21 protein-coding genes are annotated in these 19,998 nt (G+C 44.8%); 13 read left to right on the top strand and 8 right to left on the bottom strand.

The features are described from left to right. Window positions 1–28 precede the first annotated feature (28 nt). Together ACX1DY_RS03170 and ACX1DY_RS03165 are read left to right on the top strand one after the other, a co-directional pair. Window positions 29–1,501 (top strand): protein adenylyltransferase SelO, encoded by a 1,473-nt coding sequence (locus ACX1DY_RS03170; RefSeq protein WP_458962722.1) that lies wholly within the window; start codon window positions 29–31, stop codon window positions 1,499–1,501. 208 nt (window positions 1,502–1,709) lie between these two features. Next, window positions 1,710–2,888, top strand: coding sequence for an MGDG synthase family glycosyltransferase (locus ACX1DY_RS03165; RefSeq protein ID WP_458962721.1), 1,179 nt, complete (start codon window positions 1,710–1,712; stop codon window positions 2,886–2,888). A gap of 70 nt (window positions 2,889–2,958) precedes the next feature. On the opposite strand, the gene ACX1DY_RS03160 is transcribed toward ACX1DY_RS03165, so the two are convergent. Together ACX1DY_RS03160 and ACX1DY_RS03155 are read right to left on the bottom strand one after the other, a co-directional pair. Then, a complete protein-coding gene (locus ACX1DY_RS03160; RefSeq protein WP_458962829.1) occupies window positions 2,959–3,573 on the bottom strand; it encodes an MmyB family transcriptional regulator in 615 nt (204 codons plus the stop codon). 42 nt (window positions 3,574–3,615) lie between these two features. After that, window positions 3,616–3,807 carry a hypothetical protein gene (locus ACX1DY_RS03155; RefSeq protein WP_458962720.1) on the bottom strand — a complete coding sequence of 64 codons (192 nt, stop codon included), beginning with the start codon at window positions 3,805–3,807 and terminating at the stop codon, window positions 3,616–3,618. Between the two features lie 170 nt (window positions 3,808–3,977). Between ACX1DY_RS03155 and ACX1DY_RS03150 the strand changes: the two genes are divergently transcribed. Next, on the top strand, window positions 3,978–4,295 hold the full coding sequence (locus ACX1DY_RS03150) for a Dabb family protein (protein WP_458962719.1): 318 nt from the start codon (window positions 3,978–3,980) through the stop codon (window positions 4,293–4,295). A gap of 19 nt (window positions 4,296–4,314) precedes the next feature. Here the strand turns inward: ACX1DY_RS03150 and ACX1DY_RS03145 are convergent, their stop codons facing one another. Then, window positions 4,315–5,400 carry a nucleotidyltransferase domain-containing protein gene (locus tag ACX1DY_RS03145; protein ID WP_458962718.1) on the bottom strand — a complete coding sequence of 362 codons (1,086 nt, stop codon included), beginning with the start codon at window positions 5,398–5,400 and terminating at the stop codon, window positions 4,315–4,317. A gap of 156 nt (window positions 5,401–5,556) precedes the next feature. Here ACX1DY_RS03145 and ACX1DY_RS03140 point away from each other — a divergent pair, with 156 nt between their 5' ends. The 5 genes from ACX1DY_RS03140 to ACX1DY_RS03120 all read left to right on the top strand — a co-directional run bounded on the left by ACX1DY_RS03140 (window position 5,557) and on the right by ACX1DY_RS03120 (window position 10,898). Then, window positions 5,557–5,811, top strand: a complete 255-nt coding sequence (locus tag ACX1DY_RS03140) for a hypothetical protein (RefSeq protein ID WP_458962717.1) — start codon at window positions 5,557–5,559, stop codon at window positions 5,809–5,811. Between the two features lie 30 nt (window positions 5,812–5,841). Then, window positions 5,842–6,141, top strand: coding sequence for a hypothetical protein (locus ACX1DY_RS03135; RefSeq protein WP_458962716.1), 300 nt, complete (start codon window positions 5,842–5,844; stop codon window positions 6,139–6,141). Between the two features lie 226 nt (window positions 6,142–6,367). After that, window positions 6,368–9,538 carry a GNAT family N-acetyltransferase gene (locus tag ACX1DY_RS03130; RefSeq protein WP_458962715.1) on the top strand — a complete coding sequence of 1,057 codons (3,171 nt, stop codon included), beginning with the start codon at window positions 6,368–6,370 and terminating at the stop codon, window positions 9,536–9,538. Further along, complete coding sequence (locus ACX1DY_RS03125) at window positions 9,525–10,409, top strand: amidohydrolase family protein (protein WP_458962714.1); 885 nt, start codon at window positions 9,525–9,527, stop codon at window positions 10,407–10,409. The genes ACX1DY_RS03130 and ACX1DY_RS03125 overlap by 14 nt, the downstream gene beginning before the upstream one ends. Window positions 10,410–10,442: 33 nt before the next feature. Further along, on the top strand, window positions 10,443–10,898 hold the full coding sequence (locus ACX1DY_RS03120) for a DinB family protein (protein ID WP_458962713.1): 456 nt from the start codon (window positions 10,443–10,445) through the stop codon (window positions 10,896–10,898). 227 nt (window positions 10,899–11,125) lie between these two features. Here ACX1DY_RS03120 and ACX1DY_RS03115 read toward each other — a convergent pair whose 3' ends face one another. The 3 genes from ACX1DY_RS03115 to ACX1DY_RS03105 all read right to left on the bottom strand — a co-directional run bounded on the left by ACX1DY_RS03115 (window position 11,126) and on the right by ACX1DY_RS03105 (window position 13,371). Next, the gene (locus ACX1DY_RS03115) at window positions 11,126–11,494 is read right to left on the bottom strand and encodes a VOC family protein (protein WP_458962712.1); all 369 of its coding nucleotides are present in this window, start codon (window positions 11,492–11,494) and stop codon (window positions 11,126–11,128) included. A gap of 137 nt (window positions 11,495–11,631) precedes the next feature. Next, window positions 11,632–12,582 (bottom strand): helix-turn-helix transcriptional regulator, encoded by a 951-nt coding sequence (locus tag ACX1DY_RS03110; RefSeq protein WP_458962711.1) that lies wholly within the window; start codon window positions 12,580–12,582, stop codon window positions 11,632–11,634. 27 nt (window positions 12,583–12,609) lie between these two features. Beyond that, entirely contained in the window at window positions 12,610–13,371 is a 762-nt protein-coding gene (locus tag ACX1DY_RS03105; RefSeq protein WP_458962710.1) for a DNA/RNA nuclease SfsA, read from the bottom strand. Window positions 13,372–13,760: 389 nt separating this feature from the next. Between ACX1DY_RS03105 and ACX1DY_RS03100 the strand changes: the two genes are divergently transcribed. From ACX1DY_RS03100 to ACX1DY_RS03090, 3 genes are all read left to right on the top strand, one after another. Further along, window positions 13,761–14,369, top strand: coding sequence for a methyltransferase family protein (locus ACX1DY_RS03100; protein ID WP_458962709.1), 609 nt, complete (start codon window positions 13,761–13,763; stop codon window positions 14,367–14,369). A 51-nt stretch (window positions 14,370–14,420) separates the two neighbouring features. Then, window positions 14,421–14,768: a DUF952 domain-containing protein gene (locus tag ACX1DY_RS03095; RefSeq protein WP_458962708.1), complete on the top strand. Its 348-nt coding sequence runs from the start codon at window positions 14,421–14,423 to the stop codon at window positions 14,766–14,768. 61 nt (window positions 14,769–14,829) lie between these two features. Further along, window positions 14,830–15,345: a hypothetical protein gene (locus tag ACX1DY_RS03090; protein ID WP_458962707.1), complete on the top strand. Its 516-nt coding sequence runs from the start codon at window positions 14,830–14,832 to the stop codon at window positions 15,343–15,345. 16 nt (window positions 15,346–15,361) lie between these two features. On the opposite strand, the gene ACX1DY_RS03085 is transcribed toward ACX1DY_RS03090, so the two are convergent. Next, a complete protein-coding gene (locus ACX1DY_RS03085; protein WP_458962828.1) occupies window positions 15,362–16,285 on the bottom strand; it encodes a DMT family transporter in 924 nt (307 codons plus the stop codon). Then, window positions 16,285–17,118 carry an AraC family ligand binding domain-containing protein gene (locus tag ACX1DY_RS03080; RefSeq protein WP_458962706.1) on the bottom strand — a complete coding sequence of 278 codons (834 nt, stop codon included), beginning with the start codon at window positions 17,116–17,118 and terminating at the stop codon, window positions 16,285–16,287. The genes ACX1DY_RS03085 and ACX1DY_RS03080 overlap by 1 nt, the downstream gene beginning before the upstream one ends. 201 nt (window positions 17,119–17,319) lie before the next feature. Between ACX1DY_RS03080 and ACX1DY_RS03075 the strand changes: the two genes are divergently transcribed. Both ACX1DY_RS03075 and ACX1DY_RS03070 read left to right on the top strand, forming a co-directional pair. Beyond that, the gene (locus tag ACX1DY_RS03075) at window positions 17,320–17,622 is read left to right on the top strand and encodes a DUF6809 family protein (RefSeq protein WP_458962705.1); all 303 of its coding nucleotides are present in this window, start codon (window positions 17,320–17,322) and stop codon (window positions 17,620–17,622) included. A gap of 505 nt (window positions 17,623–18,127) precedes the next feature. Further along, window positions 18,128–19,903, top strand: a complete 1,776-nt coding sequence (locus ACX1DY_RS03070; protein WP_458962704.1) for an ATP-dependent nuclease — start codon at window positions 18,128–18,130, stop codon at window positions 19,901–19,903. Window positions 19,904–19,998 lie beyond the last annotated feature (95 nt).

The raw sequence follows: 19,998 nt of genomic DNA, 5'->3' as shown, positions 1-19,998 counted from the left end.
CAAGCTGCACCCCAAAAAAGGAGACCTTATGACCGAGCAAAAAGGAATACATACAGGCTGGAACTTCGACAATAGTTATGCTAATTTGCCGGAAGCATTGTTTACAGGGCTCAAGCCAACTCCTGTCCGCTTGCCGAAGCTGGTCATTTTTAATGATCCATTGGCAGCCTCTCTAGGGTTGAACGGCCCGGCGCTGCGAAGCGATGAGGGGGCAGCGGTTCTTGCAGGCAATGCGGTGCCTGAAGGTGCTGAGCCGCTTGCTCAAGCATATGCAGGGCATCAATTCGGGAATTTTACCATGTTAGGTGACGGCCGGGCAGTGCTGATTGGCGAGCAGATCACTCCGCAGGGTGAGCGGGTTGATATTCAGCTTAAGGGATCAGGCAGAACGCCTTATTCTCGCGGGGGCGATGGCCGGGCGGCGCTTGGGCCGATGCTCCGCGAATACATCATCAGCGAAGCCATGCATGGGCTGGGAATTGCCACAACCCGCAGTTTGGCGGTAGTTTCAACCGGTGAGCCGATTATCCGGGAGACTGAGCAGCCGGGTGCCATTCTGACCCGTGTGGCTGCCAGTCATCTGCGCGTCGGGACCTTTCAATATGTTGCAGCAAGGGGGATAAAAGAGGATCTCCGGGCTTTGGCAGATTATACGTTACACAGACATTATCCCGAAGCGGATGCTGACGGGAACCGTTATCTTTTCCTGCTTCAGGAAGTAATTAAACGTCAGGCAGACCTGATTGCTAAATGGCAGCTCGTCGGTTTTATTCACGGGGTGATGAACACCGACAATATGGCCATTAGCGGAGAAACCATTGATTACGGCCCATGCGCCTTTATGGACACTTATGATCTTGAGACGGTATTTAGTTCGATTGACCGTCAGGGCCGTTATGCCTTTGGCAACCAGCCGCGTATTGCCGCTTGGAATCTCGCGAGGTTTGCTGAGACCCTGCTGCCGCTGCTGCATGATAACGAGCCGCAGGCCATCAAGCTGGCCGAGGATGCAATTTCAGAGTTTGGAGTGATGTTTCAACGCAATTGGCTCACGGGAATGAGGGCGAAGCTCGGGATTTTTAACGAAGAACTGGAGGATGAAGCTCTTATTGAAGGACTTCTTGACATGATGCACAAGCATCGTGCGGACTACACCAATACCTTCCGTGCCTTAACTTTGGGCAAGCCGGAAGATACGGTCCTGTCTGGTACTGAGGAATTTACCCAGTGGCAGGAGCTATGGCGGGCGAGACTGGGCAGACAAGAGGAATCACAAGACGCTTCACGGCAACTGATGCGCAGCAGCAATCCTGCGGTCATTCCGCGCAACCACCGGGTTGAAGAAGCACTGGAGGCCGCGGTGAAGCAAGGAGACTACAGCGTGATGGAACGGCTGCTTGGAGTTCTTTCGAATCCTTATGCGTACTCTGTGGAACAAGCTGAGTATTCGACACTGCCTGAGGCATGTGACAGTCCGTATCGAACCTTTTGCGGTACGTGATTTGATTATATAATTGGTTACCGTGCTATGTTATATTCGTAATTTCTAATGAACATCTTTCGGGGACCTTCCCCTTAAGGTGTTTTTTTTCATGAAGAACAACTTAAGGTAATTGTAAGATTCAGTTAAGAAAAAAGAAAATTCAGAGCTGTACAATAAGAATCGCTGAAGACAATAGCTGTTCTAAGGGAAGGTGAGACACATGGGTATGAAATTAAGGGGTAGAGAAAAGATATTGATTCTGTCCGGTACTTTGGGCGATGGACATATGCAGGCAGCGAAAGCAATTGTGGAGGCATCCGCTCTGTATAGACCGGGAGTTACCGTGGAGGTAATCGACTTAATGGCCTGGGTGCATCCCCGCCTGCATACCTTTGAGCGATACTGCTTTTTGCAATGGGTGAAGCATTTTCCTTCGTTCTACGGATATATGTTTCAAAAGACCCGTGTAGACAACTCCATCTCCCAATTATTAAAACAACTCCGTTTGTTCAGCATTCAGCGAATGATCACATTGCTGCAGGAATCCAAGCCTACAGTAGTGGTCTGCACTTTTCCTCCAGCAGCCGCGGCAATATCCCTGCTGAAGGGGAGAGGTCTGATTGATCTGCCGGCAGTCACGGTTATTACCGATCACACCGATCACAGCTACTGGATTCATCCACATATGGATCTTTATTTGGTGGGGTCCGACCAGGTGCGTTTGGCTTTGCAGCGTAGGGGTGTTCCCAAGTCGAGAATTGCCGTGACAGGTATTCCGGTGCGTCCTTCCTATAGCCAGACCTTGGACAAAAGGGAGCTGCGGGCCAAACATGGCATGAGTCAGGCAGCTTTTATTGTACTCGTCATGGGTGGAGGAGAAGGAATGATTGACAAGGATTTTATCGACCAAATCAACTCGGGGAGCCTTCCGTCCAATGTTCAGTTCGTAATGATCTGCGGGCGAAATAGAAAATTAAAGGAAAATCTGCAAAAGGAATTGGAAGGCAGACCCAATGTGCTGCTAAAAGGATATGTAGAGGGCATTCATGAGTGGATGGCGCTGGCGGATGTATTAATGACTAAGCCGGGAGGACTTACCACCTCTGAAGCGCTGGCAAGCCGGTTGCCCATGCTTCTTTTTGAGGCCCGGCTTGGACAAGAACGGGATAACGCCGATTATTTGGTCAGTGCCGGAGCAGCATGGGAATGCGGAGTCAGCGAGCTGCAGCAGCAGTTGCAGCGGCTTATGGATAACCGGAGGATTTTGAGCGAGATGAAAGAAAGGGCAGGGGAATTCATGCACAGAGACTCCGCCCGGCTGGCCTTAACTACGATTTTAAACATACAGCAATATGCTCCAAAGGCAGCATGGAACTCTCCTGATCAGCAATATGCATATATTTAGCGCAGCCTTATTATCTTTGTTGTATGCTATATTATTAATCCTCTTTACAATAAGCTGATGAAAATTTTTATTAAATAAAAGGAGGCGACAGCATGAGCTGCTCCATTTTTGCGCTGGTGCCATCTGGATGCGGAACGTGAATGGATATGGTCAGGTTTGGATTCTCCAAGGATTGAAAGGAGACCAGGTCGAAATTCAGCAACCCTAAGTTCGGGCAGTGCAACGCTTTATGGCTGTCGATGGCTTCCCTTACATCGTGGGTTTCCCAGAATTCACGAAACTCGGGGCTGACCTTGGATAAGGCTTCGAACTGCCCTGACCACCAGGGATCATCTGCATAGCGGGCGTAACCAGCATGAAATTGAGCGGCGATACGGCGGGCGTGAAGCTCCCATTGATCTCCTTTGAGATATCGGAACCGTGGAGAGGTAAAGGTCATCCACACGAAATTCCGCTCGCGTTCGGTCATGGCGGATAAGTCGCCGTTTATGGCGCAGTACGCAGAATTCCATGCGATGATATTCATTCGGGTATCCATGATGCTGGCAGGAGAAGTGCCGAGACTATCCAGGAAACCTTGCAGCGACGGACTGATGATGGAAGGTTCCTGGGATTGCTCCAAGGGCAGCACTTTGCGGGCCAGGGAAAATAGATGCTTGCGTTCGGCGGCATCCAGCATGAACACATTGGACAAGCGTTCGAGTACTTCAGGAGATACATTAATGTGTCATCCCTGCTCCAAATAGGTGTACCAATCCAACCCTACCTCTGCGAGCATAGCAACTTCTCCGCGGCGAAGCCCGGGAGTGCGTCTGCGTCCGCTATAAGGCAATCCGACCTGCTCGGGACGAATCCTTTCCCTTCGAATCCGCAAGAATCGGGCCAGTTCCTGATATCGATCCAATTGGGGTGTAGACATATTGTTCTTCCCTTTCAAATGAAATTCATAGGGAGAGTGGGACTGGCAATCCCAGGATAACCAAATCTCTTCCTGACGAGTGGAGTTCTGTATACAATAGCTTATGTCATCCCATGATTAGAATCAATGAGGACAAAGACTGTAGTAAATAATCGAATGGAGGATTCATCATGTACGAGCATATCGTTCTTTTTAAATTTAACAGCAGCAGCACGGAGGAACAACAGAATGAAGTCATCCAGACCGTAAAATCCTTCAAAGCTTCTATTCCCGGTATTATTGAGTTAAGCGCAGGCATCAATGTTACGGAAGAAGTCGAGAATAGAAATGGATATACCGTTGGAATTCGGATTACCTTCGAAGACAAACAGGCGAGCCAGAACTATTTCCATCATCCGCTGCATCAGCAATTTATGCAGCACGTAGGCAGCTTGATCGAAAGTGTCATTGTTGTGGATTATCCGTTCAATAAACCCATGTCATCGTGACATGGGTTTATTTTTTCCATCATACGCTGCCCATATAGGCTTTGTATAATTCTTCAAAAGAATCGTAGCGGACAACCTCTCTGCCAACCTTCGTATATTCATCAAGGTAATCATCCATAATCTGCATAAAGCTTTCTCTAAATGTATCCAGAGCGTCAGAGGCGAAATATTTCATGACATCGAATTTTCTTGTTCCTCTGCCTGCTGTCATCTCATCCAGATAATCTTGAGCGCTTATAGCGGTAAGAAAAGCATATGACTTATCCTTTGCTTGTGTGCTGTTAATTACCTTGTTTCTCAGATTGCACCACAGTTCTTCATACGTACCTTTAAGGTTATCATAGGTTGGAACCGGATGTTCGATCAGTTCGGCATTCATTTTGTCATATAGCCCGGTAGTATCCTTCAATAAAATGAAAGCCGCATTTCTGATTTCCGCAACCGATTTGGCATCTATGATGTCCATATATGACTTCTCAAAGTTCCCTGGTAAATACTTCAATGGGCGCAGCTCATCGAGATATCTCTTAATACCATGCTGAAAGCATGTATTATTCAGGCAGTTTATCGCATTCATAATTTCAATAGCCAGCCAGCCTGATGCATTTCTTACAGCCCCAATTTCATCTGACAACAAAGCTTCGGAATAGTACTGCTTTGCACTATTAATATACTTCTGTGCCCTTGCAAGAGACGCTGCACCAATTGGTTTTGCGAGTTCATCGAGTGCCTTGTTCTGATAAGCTTTCAATCTATCCAAATACTCAGGTTTGGCGCAGTAGAGCACCTTCATATTGGTAAGACAGGATACCATTGGGCTCTCAAGATTCGCTTGCGCCTCTATGCGGGTATCCCAGGGAGTACAGTAAATATCATATCCAACATCACCCAAGATAAAGCAGGACGATATCTCCCAACCTCTGTCTGTATTATTGATAATAATCAGATCAAGGTCACTCTTTTCATGGAAATCCCCCGTTGAGAACGAACCCGAGAGCCCGATAATGGCGATATCTTCCGGAAAATCACGTTTGGCGCGCTTGGTGACCATGCTTATGAGTTGTTCATTTTTTTCAAGCAATTTGTTCTTCATACTTTCATCCATAGCTATCTTCTCCTCACGATGTTACCGAAATTTGCAACCCAAATATAACATTGGATTGGCACACCAGATAGATACTGAATGGTTATAGTTGTTTTTGGCATTGATGAATATTCTTCCAATTGATAGTATGATATGACTATGAAGGAAAGGGGCTGAATGATGGTAGAAAAATCTGTAATACGTCAAATGATTGAATTACTGGGTTGCCAGGCTTCGCAGGTTCACTTAATTGGCGGGTACTATCAAAATGTGTATGAAATCTCCACTGAAGAGCCCTTAGTCGTAAAAATTTTTAATCAAGCATTGAATGATGAACGACAGGTGTTATCAGAAATTGAATGGGTTGAACACCTGCATAATAATAACGTAAATACTGTGGTCCCTATCAAGCTAAATAACAACGATTCATAAATTAACCGGTTAGCTGGAGATTATTTTTGTGTGGCCTATAAGAAAGCGGCAGGGAAGCATGTTGATATCAATGACGAACAAGTGTGGAACAGCAAGCTATTTGCCCGTTGGGGAATGGGAATGGCGAGTATGCATGCTCTAACGCAATCTTTTACAGGAAGCCGTGAGTTCCCTGATTGGACGGAACAAAAAATATATACAATGAACACAGACCGTTTGGATTCGAGGATTAGCGAGAAATGGGCGCAATATAATAGTGAACTTAGGAATATGCAGAAATCCCCGGCTAATTACAGAATCATTCATGGTGATCTCCATCATCACAATTAACAATTCTTCAATGCATTCATGGACGGTTATTTAGTTAATAACCCGGTGAAAGAGATATGGACACAAGTCGATTATTTTATCAACTACAGGCATTTATATTCCTATGTCTACCACATGCAATTCTCTGATAAAGATACATTAAATGAAAAGCAATTACAGCATTTGCATGACATAGGGCAGTCGATAATCAACCAGGATTCATATTTGTAAAAAAGGAGATGAGTTCATGACAGTAAATACGACTGCGGAGCAAATCCGCATTATCGAATACGATCCTTCCTACGCTGGAGCGGTTGCTGAGATGTGGAACCGCAGCAGCGAGAGCTGGGGCGGGGGCACCAATCAGAGAACAGAGGACAGTGTGCGCCGGGAGATGGAGGTGTCGTCCAATCTTCATGTGTTCCTCGCCGTCGATGGCAAGGAGGTGGTCGGCTTCTGCAGCTTTGCCCACTACCGGCAAGACGAAGGGGCTTTGTACGTACCGCTATTGAATGTGCGCCCTGATTATCACGGCTGCAAGGTAGGCCGCAATCTGATTTTGAACGCTGTCCGCCTAACCGTCGAAGCCGGCTGGCCGCGCCTTGATCTGTTTACCTGGGCAGGCAACACCAAGGCTGTGCCAATGTATAAGAAATGCGGGTTCTTCTGGGAAAAAAATGAGGATTCCGTCCATCTGATGAACTTCATTCCAACCGTTTTGCAGACGGAAGCGCTTTCTCCCTATTTCGAGGAGCTGGATTGGTATGCAGACAGCACCCGCGAACTCCCTATTGAGCCGGATGGCCGCCGGGAACGTGGCTTTGATTACTTTGATTACACTTGGCAAAAGGGAGAACTCATCTTGCGGGCGGAATTCGAGAAGACCGGTAGAGGGCTGACCGCCCTTGACACACCCGACTATGAAATCTCTACTGAGATAGAAGACCACGATCTCGTATTCGGCTCCGCCTACAAGATCCGCTATCATATCAAGAATCGCTCTGCGTCCGGGCTGGCGATTGAGATCAAGGGACAGAATGACAAGAACATCCGGTTTGCCTTATCTGCTGCGCGAACGCTTGCTCCGGGAGAGACAGTCATCGTGGAGGGGGATTTCGAGCTTGATCCTGTCCGGGAAGAGCAGAATGATAAGAAGACCCATCCGGTTGTTATGAGCAAGTGGATCATCGGCGGCAAGCGGGCTGAGTTCCGCATTGGCGTCGCTCCGAAATTTCCGGCCAAGATGAAGATAGCGTTGCCATCCAAGGCGCTGTATCCGAGCCTTCCGGCTGAGCTGTACCTGAACGTGGAGAATAATTTTGCCTCGGAAGCGGAGTTCGCTTTTGAACTGCCGGAGGATGAATTCCTGAAATGGGGCGATCGTACGGTACGCTTCACGGTTCCGGCCAAAAGCAAATCCTCTGTCCCGGTACCCTTCACCCTGCAATCTTACGGGCTCTACTCACAAGATGTTCAGGTGACGGCTGTTCCGGCTGGAAAGCAGGCGGTTTCCTTCACAAGCAAGCTTTCCGTCCTAATGAAGGGCGCGCATGGCCGCTTTGGGGGGCAGGATGATGATCAGTGGGTTGCCGTGAACGGTGCATTCTCCCTACATATGAGCAAGAGCGGCAATGGGATGTGGATTGAATGCCCCGGCTCCAGCCACAACTTCTGGTGGACCTATCCGAAGCTGGGCAAGCCGTTCGCCGAGGAGTTTTCCAAGAAGCAGGCCAAAGAAGTGAAGATTTATTCGATAGGGGAGAGCCAGGTTCTCGAAGCCCTCTATGAGTCGGAAGAATTCCTGGGCCTAGAGATAAAAGCGGTAGCCAAGCTGCTCCCGAACGGAATTGCTGAGTTTCATCATGAAATCCGCAATACCAGCAGCACAGCGCTGGATGAGAACGTATACGTGCTGACGAATTTCGGCTTCTTTGGCAAACGGCTCATCCTGCCATACCAGGGCCAATATGTGGACATGGGCGATGTTTACTCCAGTCACCCGGATTATTGGGACAGTGCTCAGATCACAGAGAACTGGCTGTTCTCCCAGGACAAGAACAGCACATACGGCATTTGCTGGGACCCTTCACTGAAGCTGCTCCGCCCGGAATACCCGTTTGGGCTGGAGCATAATCTTGGCCGGATTTCTGCCGGAGATGTCGTGCGGACAAAGGCGACTGTCTTTGCCCTTAACACCTTCACCGAGTGGAGTGAATTCCGCTCCTTCGCCCGGAAGCAGCGGGATTCGGTTGTGCCGGTGCTGAGCGGCCACCTTGAATTAACGCTTGGCGGCGGGAATCCGTTTGCGGCGGGAGCGCTAAAGGCAGAACTAATCGAACGAAAGATGACTCCGCTTGCAGGGAGCCTCGAACTGTATGTACAAATCGATGGCGGAACGGAGCGGAGAGCGGCGGCCATGGAGCTGCAAAGAGAGCAGGATTTGCGCTCCGCAAGCTTTGAGTTATCTCTTGAGGATACAGAATCGCCGGGAAGCAGCGAATCGGGCCGGAAGGTCCGGGTCGTCTACCTCGGGGAAGATCGTGTTCAGGAGCGGTCCGGTCTCTGGTTCTCTCAGACGGATGCAACCGTTGTATGTGAGCTGGAAGAAGGTCCCGCAGGTTCCATTTACACGGTGAACAACGGAGTGCTCTCGATAGCAGCTGCCCCTGGATTCGGCAGCGTTGTGCATTCCCTGAAGTACCAAGGTGAAGAATGGCTGAATAGCTCCTATCCGGAAGCGGTCCCGCTTTCCTGGTGGAATCCTTGGCACGGTGGACTGGGCGTGGAGATTTCCGGCATGGGCGGATTCAGCCAGCAGGAGGAGCCGAGAACCGCGGCATGGGTGAAGCAGATTGATGATCTCGGCAACGTCTGGAAGGGACTGCGATTAACTACTTCTATCGAGAAGCAGGAAGCAAACCGCGGGATCACGATCAACCAGCATTACCTTATGCTGCCCGGCGTCCCTGTGCTCTGTGTGCTGCATTCGGTGACCAACAGAAGTGGAATGGTTCTCCCGAGGTATTCGCTTGCGGGGGATAGCTACTTCAAGCCTTCGTCTGCCTTTTCTGAAGGATGGATGGAGTTCCCCGAGGAGGGCAAGTTCCTTCTTGGGAAGACGGACGCTCAATTTGATTTCAAAGCGATCATGCGCATTGGCGCGGCTTCACGTAAAGATATGCTGCATATTGTTAAGAGTTCCCCCAATCAGAAGGATTTAATGTATGTGAACAATAAGGCATTCGTTCATAGTGTGAATCACGATTTTACACTTCTGAATGGAGAAACCGCTTGGGCGCAGCCGACTTTCCTGATCTTGGGGGAGACCGCTCTGAATCAAGAGGATGTACGCGGCCTTATGAAGCTGACCTTTGCCAGTCCAACTGACGATAAGGAGACCTCAAATGCCGATCATTGACATTCACATCCATTTGTCGGACATCAACAGCTTTCATCAGACAGCGGTGGAGCTGTCCAAAGTCGATTATACGGCCGCTGGCCTTAAGGCGGAGTTTGACAAGAACAACGTCATCCTCGGCATTGGTATGGGGGTCACGGAGCAGACGAAGGGGGCCTTCCCCGACTCGACTTCTCCCAATCCGATGGGTCTTGATTTGGAAGACAGCGTTCCGCTGTTCTTAATGGAATGCGTTGGCATCAATCCGAACAGGCTCACAGGGGACCATGCCCAAGAGGAATTGGACCGGATCGAAGCGCGGCTGCAAGCTCCTGAGGTAGCGGGAATCAAGCTGTATGCCGGGTACTATCATCATTACGTCTATGACAAAATCTATACACCGGTCTATGAGCTGGCAGCCAAATATGGCATGCCCGTGGTCATTCATACCGGCGATACGTATTCAATGAATGGCTTGCTCAAATATTCGCATCCCCTTACCGTGGATGAATTAGCCTATCAGCAGCGCGGCGTGAACTTTATGATCTGCCATCTGGGCGATCCCTGGGTGATGGATGCTGCTGAAGTAGTCGCCAAGAATCCGAACGTTTATGCCGATTTGTCCGGCCTTGTCGTCGGCGATCGGCCCCATTTCGAACGGTTCATGAACGAACCCTTGTTCATGGATCATTTTCGCCGGGCGCTGGTGTACTCCGATCATTACGAGAAAATGCTGTTCGGCACCGATTGGCCGCTTGCGCCAATTGACCTGTACGCGGAATTCGTCCGCCGGCTCATCCCTGAGCAGCATCACGAGAAGGTATTTTACGAAAATGCCTTTGGGCTGTTCCCGCACATACAGCAGCGGATTGCGGCTGTTAAAAGAAAATAAACTATTAGACGAGACGAAGAGGGGGAAACCGAAATGAAGACGATCAAGTGCATGATGGACCACCTGTACTGGGCGGACGGACGCATCTTGGACGCGCTTGAGGAGAGTGAGACGAAGAACAAGGACCTTCTGAAGCTGGTTCGGCATGTCGCGGTCGCGGAACGAGTCTGGCTGTCCCGATTGCAGGGCAGGGGCAGCGCGCAATATTCGTTGTGGGAGGAAGCGGAAGACCTGACGGCGATCCGGACGATGTTCGAAGAAAACGCCGAGCAATATCGCGTCTATATCGAAGGGCTCGAGGAATCCGATTTGGACGAGATGATCGACTATGCGAACCAGAGCGGACTTCCGTTCCGAACGTCCGTCCGGGACATCCTGTCGCAGGTCCTCTTACATGGGCAATATCACCGGGGACAGATCAACCGGGCACTTCGGATCGAATCGGCAGAGCCTGTCCAAGTTGATTACATCACGTTTGCGAGACTCTAACTAAGGATAACTCCAAAACAGGGATGTGAGAACTGAATCGTTTCAGGAAGAAGTGTTGCACTTAGCTTGACAATTCGTCGACATGAAAAAACTCCCCTCACAGTAACAGGGTTTATTATTTCACCTGTCTACCGTATGGGGAGCATATCACTTTTAGGAACACGGTCTTAATGCTGTAATAATCACTTGGCTCCCTGCGACAGAGGAAGTTATCACACATTTGCGTATTAGGCTTTACTGTGAAGGGTAACTAGGTAACCGTCTGGGTCGGCAAAGGTAAAGGTTCGCCCGAATGGTCCATCTATTGGTGCAGATGTAATCTTTACACCTGCTGCAACAAGCTTGTCGTGGATTTCTTGCGTATCAGGGGCATGAAGCCACAGAGCGACACCAAGTCCAGGCTGAGTACCTGAACCGAGTTCTGTTCCTGGCATTAGGTCACGAAGAGCAAATGCAATAGGCTTTGTTTCAAAGACCACAGCATGAGGTGGTCCCGCCTGTGAACGGACCAGTCCGAGATAGTTTTGATAGAATTCTGCAGAGCCTTCAAGATTGCTCACTTGAAGTGAAATGAAGTCGGGTCCAATTGCTGACATAATGTAATGTCCTCCTTTGTATGTGGGGTTGTTTATGTTATTCGTATAACCATTCGTTTCATTATAAAGTCATGTAAATAACCTCGCTTTCATTTTGTATATCTTGATTATACAAGACCCCTATTGCCAACAGTATGTCAGTAGCGTTCTTTCATTTTCTCGATTTCTTCTCTTACCCGGTTTTTGAAGGATTCAGGTTCAGTGACTACCACATCTGCCCCCCATCCAAGAATCCAACTCAGCAATTCTTCCGGCTCGCGGACACGAAAAGTGACATGGTAACCGTCCTCTTTAGATTCGGCAGTCTCCATATAATAGTTGTTGGCTTCTTCAACTTTATCGGTGATTTCTGGATTGAAAAGTGCGCAGACCCGTATGCTACGGGTATCCTTCGGTCGATAGGATTGAAGGTTGAAGTTATCGGGAGGCTGAAACGTTTCATCTGTCAAGGTAGGGTCACTGATTCGGGAGACTCGAAAATGGCGAATATCCTCCCGCAGGTCACAGGAAGCAAGTAACAGCCAGCCATTCTGCTCATCATGCGCCAATCCGAATGGCGATACAGTTCGCACAGTTACCCTGTTCCCATCAGCTTCAGCAACCCGCTTGTGATAGGTGAAACGAAGTTTTTTTCCCTCCAGCATGGCTTCACGAATGATTCCCAAGTTTACTTTCTCCCGCGTCATCATGACCATTTCATCTTTTTGGAGCAGACGGATGCTCCCTTGTATTCGGTTTGTCTCCTCACGGATGGGACCTGAAAGAATTGCTTCTATTTTTCTGCGGGAAGAGCGAGCACTATTGCGAAAAGCAGGATCAAAACGTTTTTCTATGAATTCAGCGCCAAGAAGAAGTGATACTGCCTCTTCTACAGTAAAACTAATTGGTGGAAGAAAATAGCCTTCCATTAAAGAATAACCTAATCCTGTCTCACCAATTATGGGAACACCTGCTTCACTCAAAGCCTGCATATCTCGATAGATCGTTCTTACACTGACCCCTAAGACCTCTGCTAATTCATCAGCTGTCAGCAATTTGCTTCGCTGTAATTCCACCACAATCGCTAAAAGACGCTCTGTTTTATTCAATTAAAGCTGCACTCCCTTGCTTAGAATTCAACCATTTATAATATCTTTCGTTGTTTCAAAATAACGTATGAGATTTACTTCTGTAGGGGTTATTTTAAAGTTAACCTGCCACACCTCAACCCCTTGGTTTATTGATGATTGCACAGAATTCCGGATATAGCTGCTATATTTCCCACCCGATGAGCCAATATATTTAGAACTATCATAGATGAAACATACTAACAGGATTGCTTTGTCATTTTCATTCAAACTATGGGCCAATTCTCCAATGTGCTTTATGAATCGTTCAAATGAGGTGAAGCTGCTTCCTTCCTTAGTTTCGATATGTTCCTTAACCTCGACCTGCAATCGCGTAAGGGGTGTTTTGACCTCAATGTAAGTATTACCTACAAGAAAATCAAGTTTGGAGTTGCCTACTTTTTGTTCTCTTTTTATTGCTTCACCATTAATCACCATACTAGAAAGCTGGCCGCTTTTTATAAAATGTTCCACATATCTATTTGCTGCATTCTGATTGATTCCTATCCATGATTTATTTACACTGGATGGTAAATCAACTGAAATTGCCTCCACTGTATAAAGGGTCTTTCTTGATAAATTATTGCTTTTTGAAAGCAAGCATGGGACGTCACGAAAAACGATATCACCAATACGACCTGTAGTGGGACAATGGCAATCAATAATTACTCCGTCAACCTCAACTTCCATAATGAATCGATTTCGTCGTCTGCAAATTACACCTTCAATGAGGGGTGTTTCAAAAATAAATGGATTATTATTAGTTTCCATAGTAAGTTCTCCTCAGTAATCTCTTTAAGCAAAGTTGTAATATCATCTTTGGCTTTCTAATACCTAGATTATACAAAAACACTACTGACAACTGAATGTCAGTAGCGCATGGATGAGTTAGAAGGAAAAATTAAGTTCTTTGAACTAATGGGGAACAATACTTTATTTTCACCGCACAGCAGCGCTCTGATAATAGCGGGGGGCGCTGCTGACGCTGCTCCGGTTTTTTGCTAAAGATAGAGATCCGTCCAATTGCACCCGTGCCATAAATAAGAATTTTCACGTGCTTCATCCTCATCGAATAAATAGTTTGTTTTTTTGTTAATACATAATGTATTATAATATATATGAATGATTGTTCAGATGTTCATTTTATAGGAGGAATAAATATGCAGATAACAGATATTATTTCTTTGGTCTTGCTAGTTGCTTTTGGGGCAGCATACATAATCAAACTGGTATTGTTGAAGCAAAGAGAGAAAATTCATGCTAATGTATTAGCGAAAAGAAATAAAGATTTTTCAATTTATAGTGCAGAATTGTTGGTTAAAGTATCAAGTGCATTGTGGCTGCTGGCTTGGGCTGCTGAGATCATATTTCATGAGCAAATATCCTCTGTTATCGGGTTCATGTTTGGTAATATCTACACAACATATATCGGCATAATGATAACAGCTGTAGGAGTAGGAATATTTATTGCAGCAATAGTTTATATGAAAAGCTCCTGGAGAGTAGGGATAGATAAAACCACAAGAACATCGCTTGTAACGGACGGTATCTATAGATTCAGCAGAAATCCTGCTTTTGTAGGCTTTAACTTGATGTTTGTGGGTCTATTCGTTACCTATGCCAACCTCTTTACCTTGATTGTATTGGTCATGAATCTGCTTGCCTTTCACTTATTAATATTGCAAGAGGAAAAGCATTTGTATTCTATGTTTGGTGATGAGTATGCGAGATATACTAGAAGGGTCCCAAGATACTTTTTGATCTTTTAGAGCTTGTTTACTAAACTGGTACATATACCAATATTTAATAGGAGGGGTTTCATGATGATATTCTTACATGCTGTATTGAGAACCGAATGGGAAGCAGCGGTTGTGAACGGAGTCTATAAAGGAAACACCCTAGAGACCGAAGGCTTCATTCATTGTTCACCGGTTGCAAAAATGGTAGCCGTCGCAGATTACAATTTTAAAGGTGTAAAAGGGTTGATTCTACTCTGCATTGAGGAGTCAAAAGTAAAGTCTGAAGTCAAATGGGAAGACCTATACAACGAAGGAAGCGAATATCCGCATATATACGGAGAGCTCAATCTGGATGCCGTATTGAAGACTGTTGCGTTCGAGCCTAACCTGGATGGAACATTTTCGTTGCCTCAAGAAATTAATGGATAAAATCTCGGCGGAACGTTATTTGTATTATTTCATTAGTAATAAGAAGAATGAGCAGTCAATTTTGAACTTCGAGCAATGGGTGTATGAGAATGTTGAATTGGAAGAGATTTTTGGTAAAAATGAATACTACGAACTCATCTCCAGAGACTATAAAGACAAATTTGCATATCACGAAACGGAAAAACAAATCAGAAGACTGATCAATTTTGGCCAATTTGAACAAGAGCGACTAGAGCTGGCTCTAAATGATCTCTTAACTAATGAAGATGAAGCTGAGACGTTGGAAACGTTGGCAATGCTGTATGACGAGTACTGTGATAGTTACAATTTTCTAAGATATATTGCATTAACCTTCATTATGACATCCGACGAGTACAAGGAGATTCTAAAGAGAGATCCTATCGAGTTTGATACTTACATGGATAGTATAAGAAAGGAAGCCGTTAGGTTGCTTGGGTTCTTAAACAGAAATGAGATCATTATTGACAAGGAACATGAGTATTCAGACAACCGGGCAGAGAATGACAGGATTGAACTGCATAGTATTAATGTAATGTTAAATGCAAAGGAAATGTAATATTTGCAAGCAGTGATCATTCCATACTCCTCACAGCGATCCTCTCCTTGGGGGTCGTTTTGATTTTGCGTTCGGAAATATAGGAACCGGTCAGAGTCAGGAAGGCTCCCACTATGGTTGCCCAAGTGATCTTTTCATGCAAAATAAGGGCAGAGGCCGCGACTGTTACTACTGGCACAATGTAGATGTGCACGCTTGTTTTTACCGCTCCCAAGATACCTACCACCCGGTTCCAGGTCACAAAACATAAGGCCGATGCTCCCAGCCCTAAGTATAAAAGGTTCGTTACATTTGAGATTTTACTGAATCTGTCCAGGCCAAGCTGGAATTCCGACAGAAATACTGCAGGCAACATACCCGCCAGTCCATAAAAGAACACTCTGCGCGTAGCCCCAATGGGGTGAACCTTCAGCCCGCTTACTTTTCGCATCAACACAGAATAAATTGCCCAGACAGCAGGGGCGAGCATGGCTAACAGGTCTCCGACAGGATTCAGTTGTAAAACAAAACTACCGTTTAGCCCGATGAATATAATTCCTGCCAGCGCAATCACAAATCCGGTAACAAATTGAACATTCAATTTCTCTTCCTCTAAAAAGAAATGAGCCAACACCGCCGTGAGAAATGGAGCAATGGATACAATCACTCCTACGTTGGAAGCCAGCGTATAGACAAGGGCTATATTCTCGATTAGAAAATATAAAGTCACCCCGCACAGCCCAGCCGCAATAAACAGCAGTTCCTCTTTAAACGTTGCAGTCCTTATTGGACGCGGATAGATAAGAGACAGCACAACGTACCCTATGAGAAAGCGGAACAGCAGAATTTCAACGGGGGAAAAGTCCGTTAACAGTATTTTGGTGGAGATGAAGGTAGTTCCCCAGATCACAATCGTAATGAATGCGAGCAGGTGTCCAGTGGTGGCCTTACGCTGATCCATCATGATGTGGCCTCTGGTGACTGAACAAATATGCGCATATATTGCTTAGGGGTTAAGCCGATCAGTTTTTTGAAGAAATTAGTAAAATGGCTCTGGTCACTGAACCCGGTCTGAGAGGCCACTTCGATAGGAAGCGCTCCTTGTTCTAAAAGCTTTTTGGCATGGTTAATTCGAACGGTTTCCAGGTAACAATACGGCGATATTCCTTTTTGCTTGGTAAATAAACGCAGCAAGTGATATTTGCTGATGCCTGCCAGCTCGCTTAACTGATTCAGGGTAATGCTGTGCGCATAATGGGACTCTATATATTCACAGATGATTTTAATTTCAGCAGTAAGCTCCCGTGTAGGGCAAGGAGGTTCAGTGTCTGTATAATCTCTCAGAAGCTGCTCCAGGAGGAACATGAACAATTCTTCTTTTTGAAAATCGGACTGACTCTCCAAAATCATAAGGTGCAGCTCATGCAAGGACAACGCCAGCTCACTCTGGTAGAGAACGGGCTGTGTAAATCGCGGCAAAACGTTGCTTCCCGTAATTTCCTGCACATACTCCCGCATAACCTCAGGCTGAATATTGATGCACCGATAGTCAAGGGCTCTCCCGTCTACCGCTTCACAAGCGTGTGGGTCCTGCGGATTAAAGATGACCACATCTCCGCTGCTCAGGCTGTATTCCTTATGATTACATACGAGACTTCTCTTGCCTCGTTCAATAAAACCAATGACGTAATAGTCATGAAAATGGTTCGGGAACTTCTGCATAATCCCTTCAAACTGATACGCCTCAAGCCTCAAGTCCGCATCAAAAACGACCGTCCGAACTTCACGAGCCACCGCCTGCACCTTCTTTTTCAGTAATGTATGGTTATTATAATATGAACAATCGAAGGTTTCTTGGATAATGTTGCTTTAGGGTGCATGAAGGATGTTAGCGATTATATCGCTAAAATACAATGTGCAGCAATTAGATGAGGTATGATACACACAGGGCACTGTACCCGGGAGCATACATCTGCAATACATAGGAGGAGAATCATGGGCAATATTTTGGAAAACTTATTCTATGGAAACATCAGACCTGACGAAAGCATACACCCTACAAATTCCGAATATCACAACCTTAACCGCAGGATTTCTTCGCTAATGGATGCCTATCACAAAAAGCTCTCACCAGAAGAGTACGATGAGTTGGAGAAGTTAATGGATTTGCTAGGGCAAACGACATCCATGTATTCTGCGGCGGCGTATACGGAAGGGTTTCGGATGGGGGCTTTGATGATGATTGTGGTGTTGGGGGGGGGGGAGAAGGCTGTCGGGGTTTCAGGGGAAAAGAGTTAAAAGGTCAGGTAATGAGTAGATGGGTTCGGAGAAAAGTTTGAGGTTTGAGAGGGAAAACAGAAGTTACTCTATATGAAAAAGCATGTGAACACTTAACTATGCGCCTGACTGCTTCGTAAAAACAATCATTGTGTTATACATAAATACAGTTCAGCTATAATGGTGCCAGAGTGTAATTAAGTTTAAAGCGGAAGGTTCCGGATAAAAGTTATTCGTAGAACAAAACAATAGTATGTGTTTCGGGCTATTCCACCTGTGATTGATGGGATGTTTGCGTTAATCAATATTAAGATGCTTTCGCCATTGGAATTGGCGGAGGCTTTTTGTTTGGAGGTGAAAGAATACCATTCGTTATATTTTTCCATTTCATAGTATAATAAGAGAATAGTCTATAGGTACAATTAGATTATCGGTTTGTTCGTTTATTTAATTGTATTTTGTAGATTGGCGAACTTCGTGAATATTACGTTTGACGAAATTATCAATAATAAAGGAGTAGAACTATATGAGCTATATCCGTATAGAAGACATAATAATTAAAAATTATAGATCTTTTGGAAACAAAGTTGTAGTTCATTTTCCTAAAGAAGATTATAAAAAACCAGTAGCTATTGTGGGATACAACAACGCAGGAAAGACAAATTTTTTGAATTCAATTTTATATGGAATAACAGAAAGGTATGTCACTAAAGATAGCTTTACAATTAATGATTTTCATAATCGTAGCTATGATAATATACCTCTAATAGCAACAAAAATGAGCAGTAGTAGCGAATATAAAGTGGATGGAAAGATAGCAAATCTTACTGGATATCATTTTTTGGATATCGAACTCGATGGCAATGAAATAGAAAGCGCTAGAATTAACTCTTACGAGGATGGGAAGAGAACAAGACAAATATATAGCTCATTTGGTGCAGCTAAATATTTTAAAATATTCTACATAAACTTTCACGAAATTAAAAAAGAAATATCAACAAAGAAAACAAGTTGGGGAAACCTATCTTCATTTCTGGCGAAACATATCAAAAGTATAGTTGATAGAGATGACGTAATGGCAGGAAGAAAAGATATATTCAAAGAGGAGGTAAAATGCTCTACTGATAGAGTAATGGCTGACTCCAGCTTAAATGAATTTTTAACTAGAATCCAAACCAATTATTCGACTAACTTAAGACAAAACCAGTGTCATATTGAATTTGGGTTGCCTGAATACGAGGACATATTTTTAGAAATGATGTTCAAAATTGGTCTTAATGGTGATATGGAGAACCTTGTACCGATCAACCATTTTGGAGATGGCTACATTTCTATGTTTGTCATGGCAGTTATTCAAGCGATTGCAGAGAGCAATGAGACTGATAAGTGTCTTTTTTTATTTGAAGAGCCTGAAAGCTTTTTACATGAAAACCATCAAGAATATTTCTATAAGACTGTTCTTTGTGGGCTAGCGGAAAAAGAACACCAAGTAATCTATACTACACATTCTGACAAAATGTTGGATGTCTTTGATACTAGAGGGTTAATTCGTTTTGAATTTGATGAAGACACTAAACAAACAGTACTTAAATATAATAAACATAATAATGAGTTTCTCAAGAGCGAAGAAAACGATGAAGTTTTTAATGATTTGCTTTCTGAAATTGATGATTACAATAATTACATCAAACTAATCGAACCAAATCTTAACAAAATAATATTCAGCAAAAAGGTTTTACTTGTAGAAGGTCCAAATGATTTGATGACTTACAAAGAAATTATCAGAAGAAAAGTATTTGAACTTACCAATGATAATAAGTACTCAGAAACTTATTTGAATTTTAATAACATTGCTATAGTGCCTCATCATGGGAAAATAACCGCTTCAATTTTAATTAGGCTATGCAAGCACTTCGGAATAGATTATTTTGCTATCAATGATTTTGACTTTGAAGATGATTTTTCGACAAAACTCTCTTTTGAATCAATTGAAGAACTTAAAGAAAGCGATATCTATAATGCTGAGTTGGCAAATATTAGAGCTTTTAATTTAAAAGGTGAACCGTTAAGTGAAAAAACTAAAAGAGCGATGATAACTACAAATTGGAGATTGATTAAAGAAGCATCTTTTGACAAGATACATTTTAACGTTCCGAAACTAGAGTCTGTTATAGGTTATGACTCAAATGATAAAAATAGCGCAAGGATTTGGAGAATAATTAAAGAAACATCTGATTTCGGAGATTTGATCTTTCCTGAAAATCTCAAAGAATTTCTTGAATTAAATAATATTCAACGATAAAGATAACTCCGTCTAACAGTAATTCACGCATCGGGCATATGCCCATCAGTCCGGCAGAGGGATCTTGGGGAAGCGGGAGCTACCGGACGTCGTGA

Source organism: Paenibacillus sp. BAC0078, from assembly GCF_054483875.1.
This window is presented reverse-complemented; position numbering and strand designations above follow the sequence as displayed.

Coding starts and splice junctions, on each gene's coding strand:
- ACX1DY_RS03170 (WP_458962722.1), top strand. CDS start 29: ATGACCGAGCAAAAAGGAATACATACAGGCTGGAACTTCGACAATAGT.
- ACX1DY_RS03165 (WP_458962721.1), top strand. CDS start 1,710: ATGAAATTAAGGGGTAGAGAAAAGATATTGATTCTGTCCGGTACTTTG.
- ACX1DY_RS03155 (WP_458962720.1), bottom strand. CDS start 3,807: ATGTCTACACCCCAATTGGATCGATATCAGGAACTGGCCCGATTCTTG.
- ACX1DY_RS03150 (WP_458962719.1), top strand. CDS start 3,978: ATGTACGAGCATATCGTTCTTTTTAAATTTAACAGCAGCAGCACGGAG.
- ACX1DY_RS03145 (WP_458962718.1), bottom strand. CDS start 5,400: ATGGATGAAAGTATGAAGAACAAATTGCTTGAAAAAAATGAACAACTC.
- ACX1DY_RS03140 (WP_458962717.1), top strand. CDS start 5,557: ATGATGGTAGAAAAATCTGTAATACGTCAAATGATTGAATTACTGGGT.
- ACX1DY_RS03130 (WP_458962715.1), top strand. CDS start 6,368: ATGACAGTAAATACGACTGCGGAGCAAATCCGCATTATCGAATACGAT.
- ACX1DY_RS03125 (WP_458962714.1), top strand. CDS start 9,525: ATGCCGATCATTGACATTCACATCCATTTGTCGGACATCAACAGCTTT.
- ACX1DY_RS03120 (WP_458962713.1), top strand. CDS start 10,443: ATGAAGACGATCAAGTGCATGATGGACCACCTGTACTGGGCGGACGGA.
- ACX1DY_RS03115 (WP_458962712.1), bottom strand. CDS start 11,494: ATGTCAGCAATTGGACCCGACTTCATTTCACTTCAAGTGAGCAATCTT.
- ACX1DY_RS03105 (WP_458962710.1), bottom strand. CDS start 13,371: ATGGAAACTAATAATAATCCATTTATTTTTGAAACACCCCTCATTGAA.
- ACX1DY_RS03100 (WP_458962709.1), top strand. CDS start 13,761: ATGCAGATAACAGATATTATTTCTTTGGTCTTGCTAGTTGCTTTTGGG.
- ACX1DY_RS03095 (WP_458962708.1), top strand. CDS start 14,421: ATGATGATATTCTTACATGCTGTATTGAGAACCGAATGGGAAGCAGCG.
- ACX1DY_RS03085 (WP_458962828.1), bottom strand. CDS start 16,285: ATGGATCAGCGTAAGGCCACCACTGGACACCTGCTCGCATTCATTACG.
- ACX1DY_RS03075 (WP_458962705.1), top strand. CDS start 17,320: ATGGGCAATATTTTGGAAAACTTATTCTATGGAAACATCAGACCTGAC.
- ACX1DY_RS03070 (WP_458962704.1), top strand. CDS start 18,128: ATGAGCTATATCCGTATAGAAGACATAATAATTAAAAATTATAGATCT.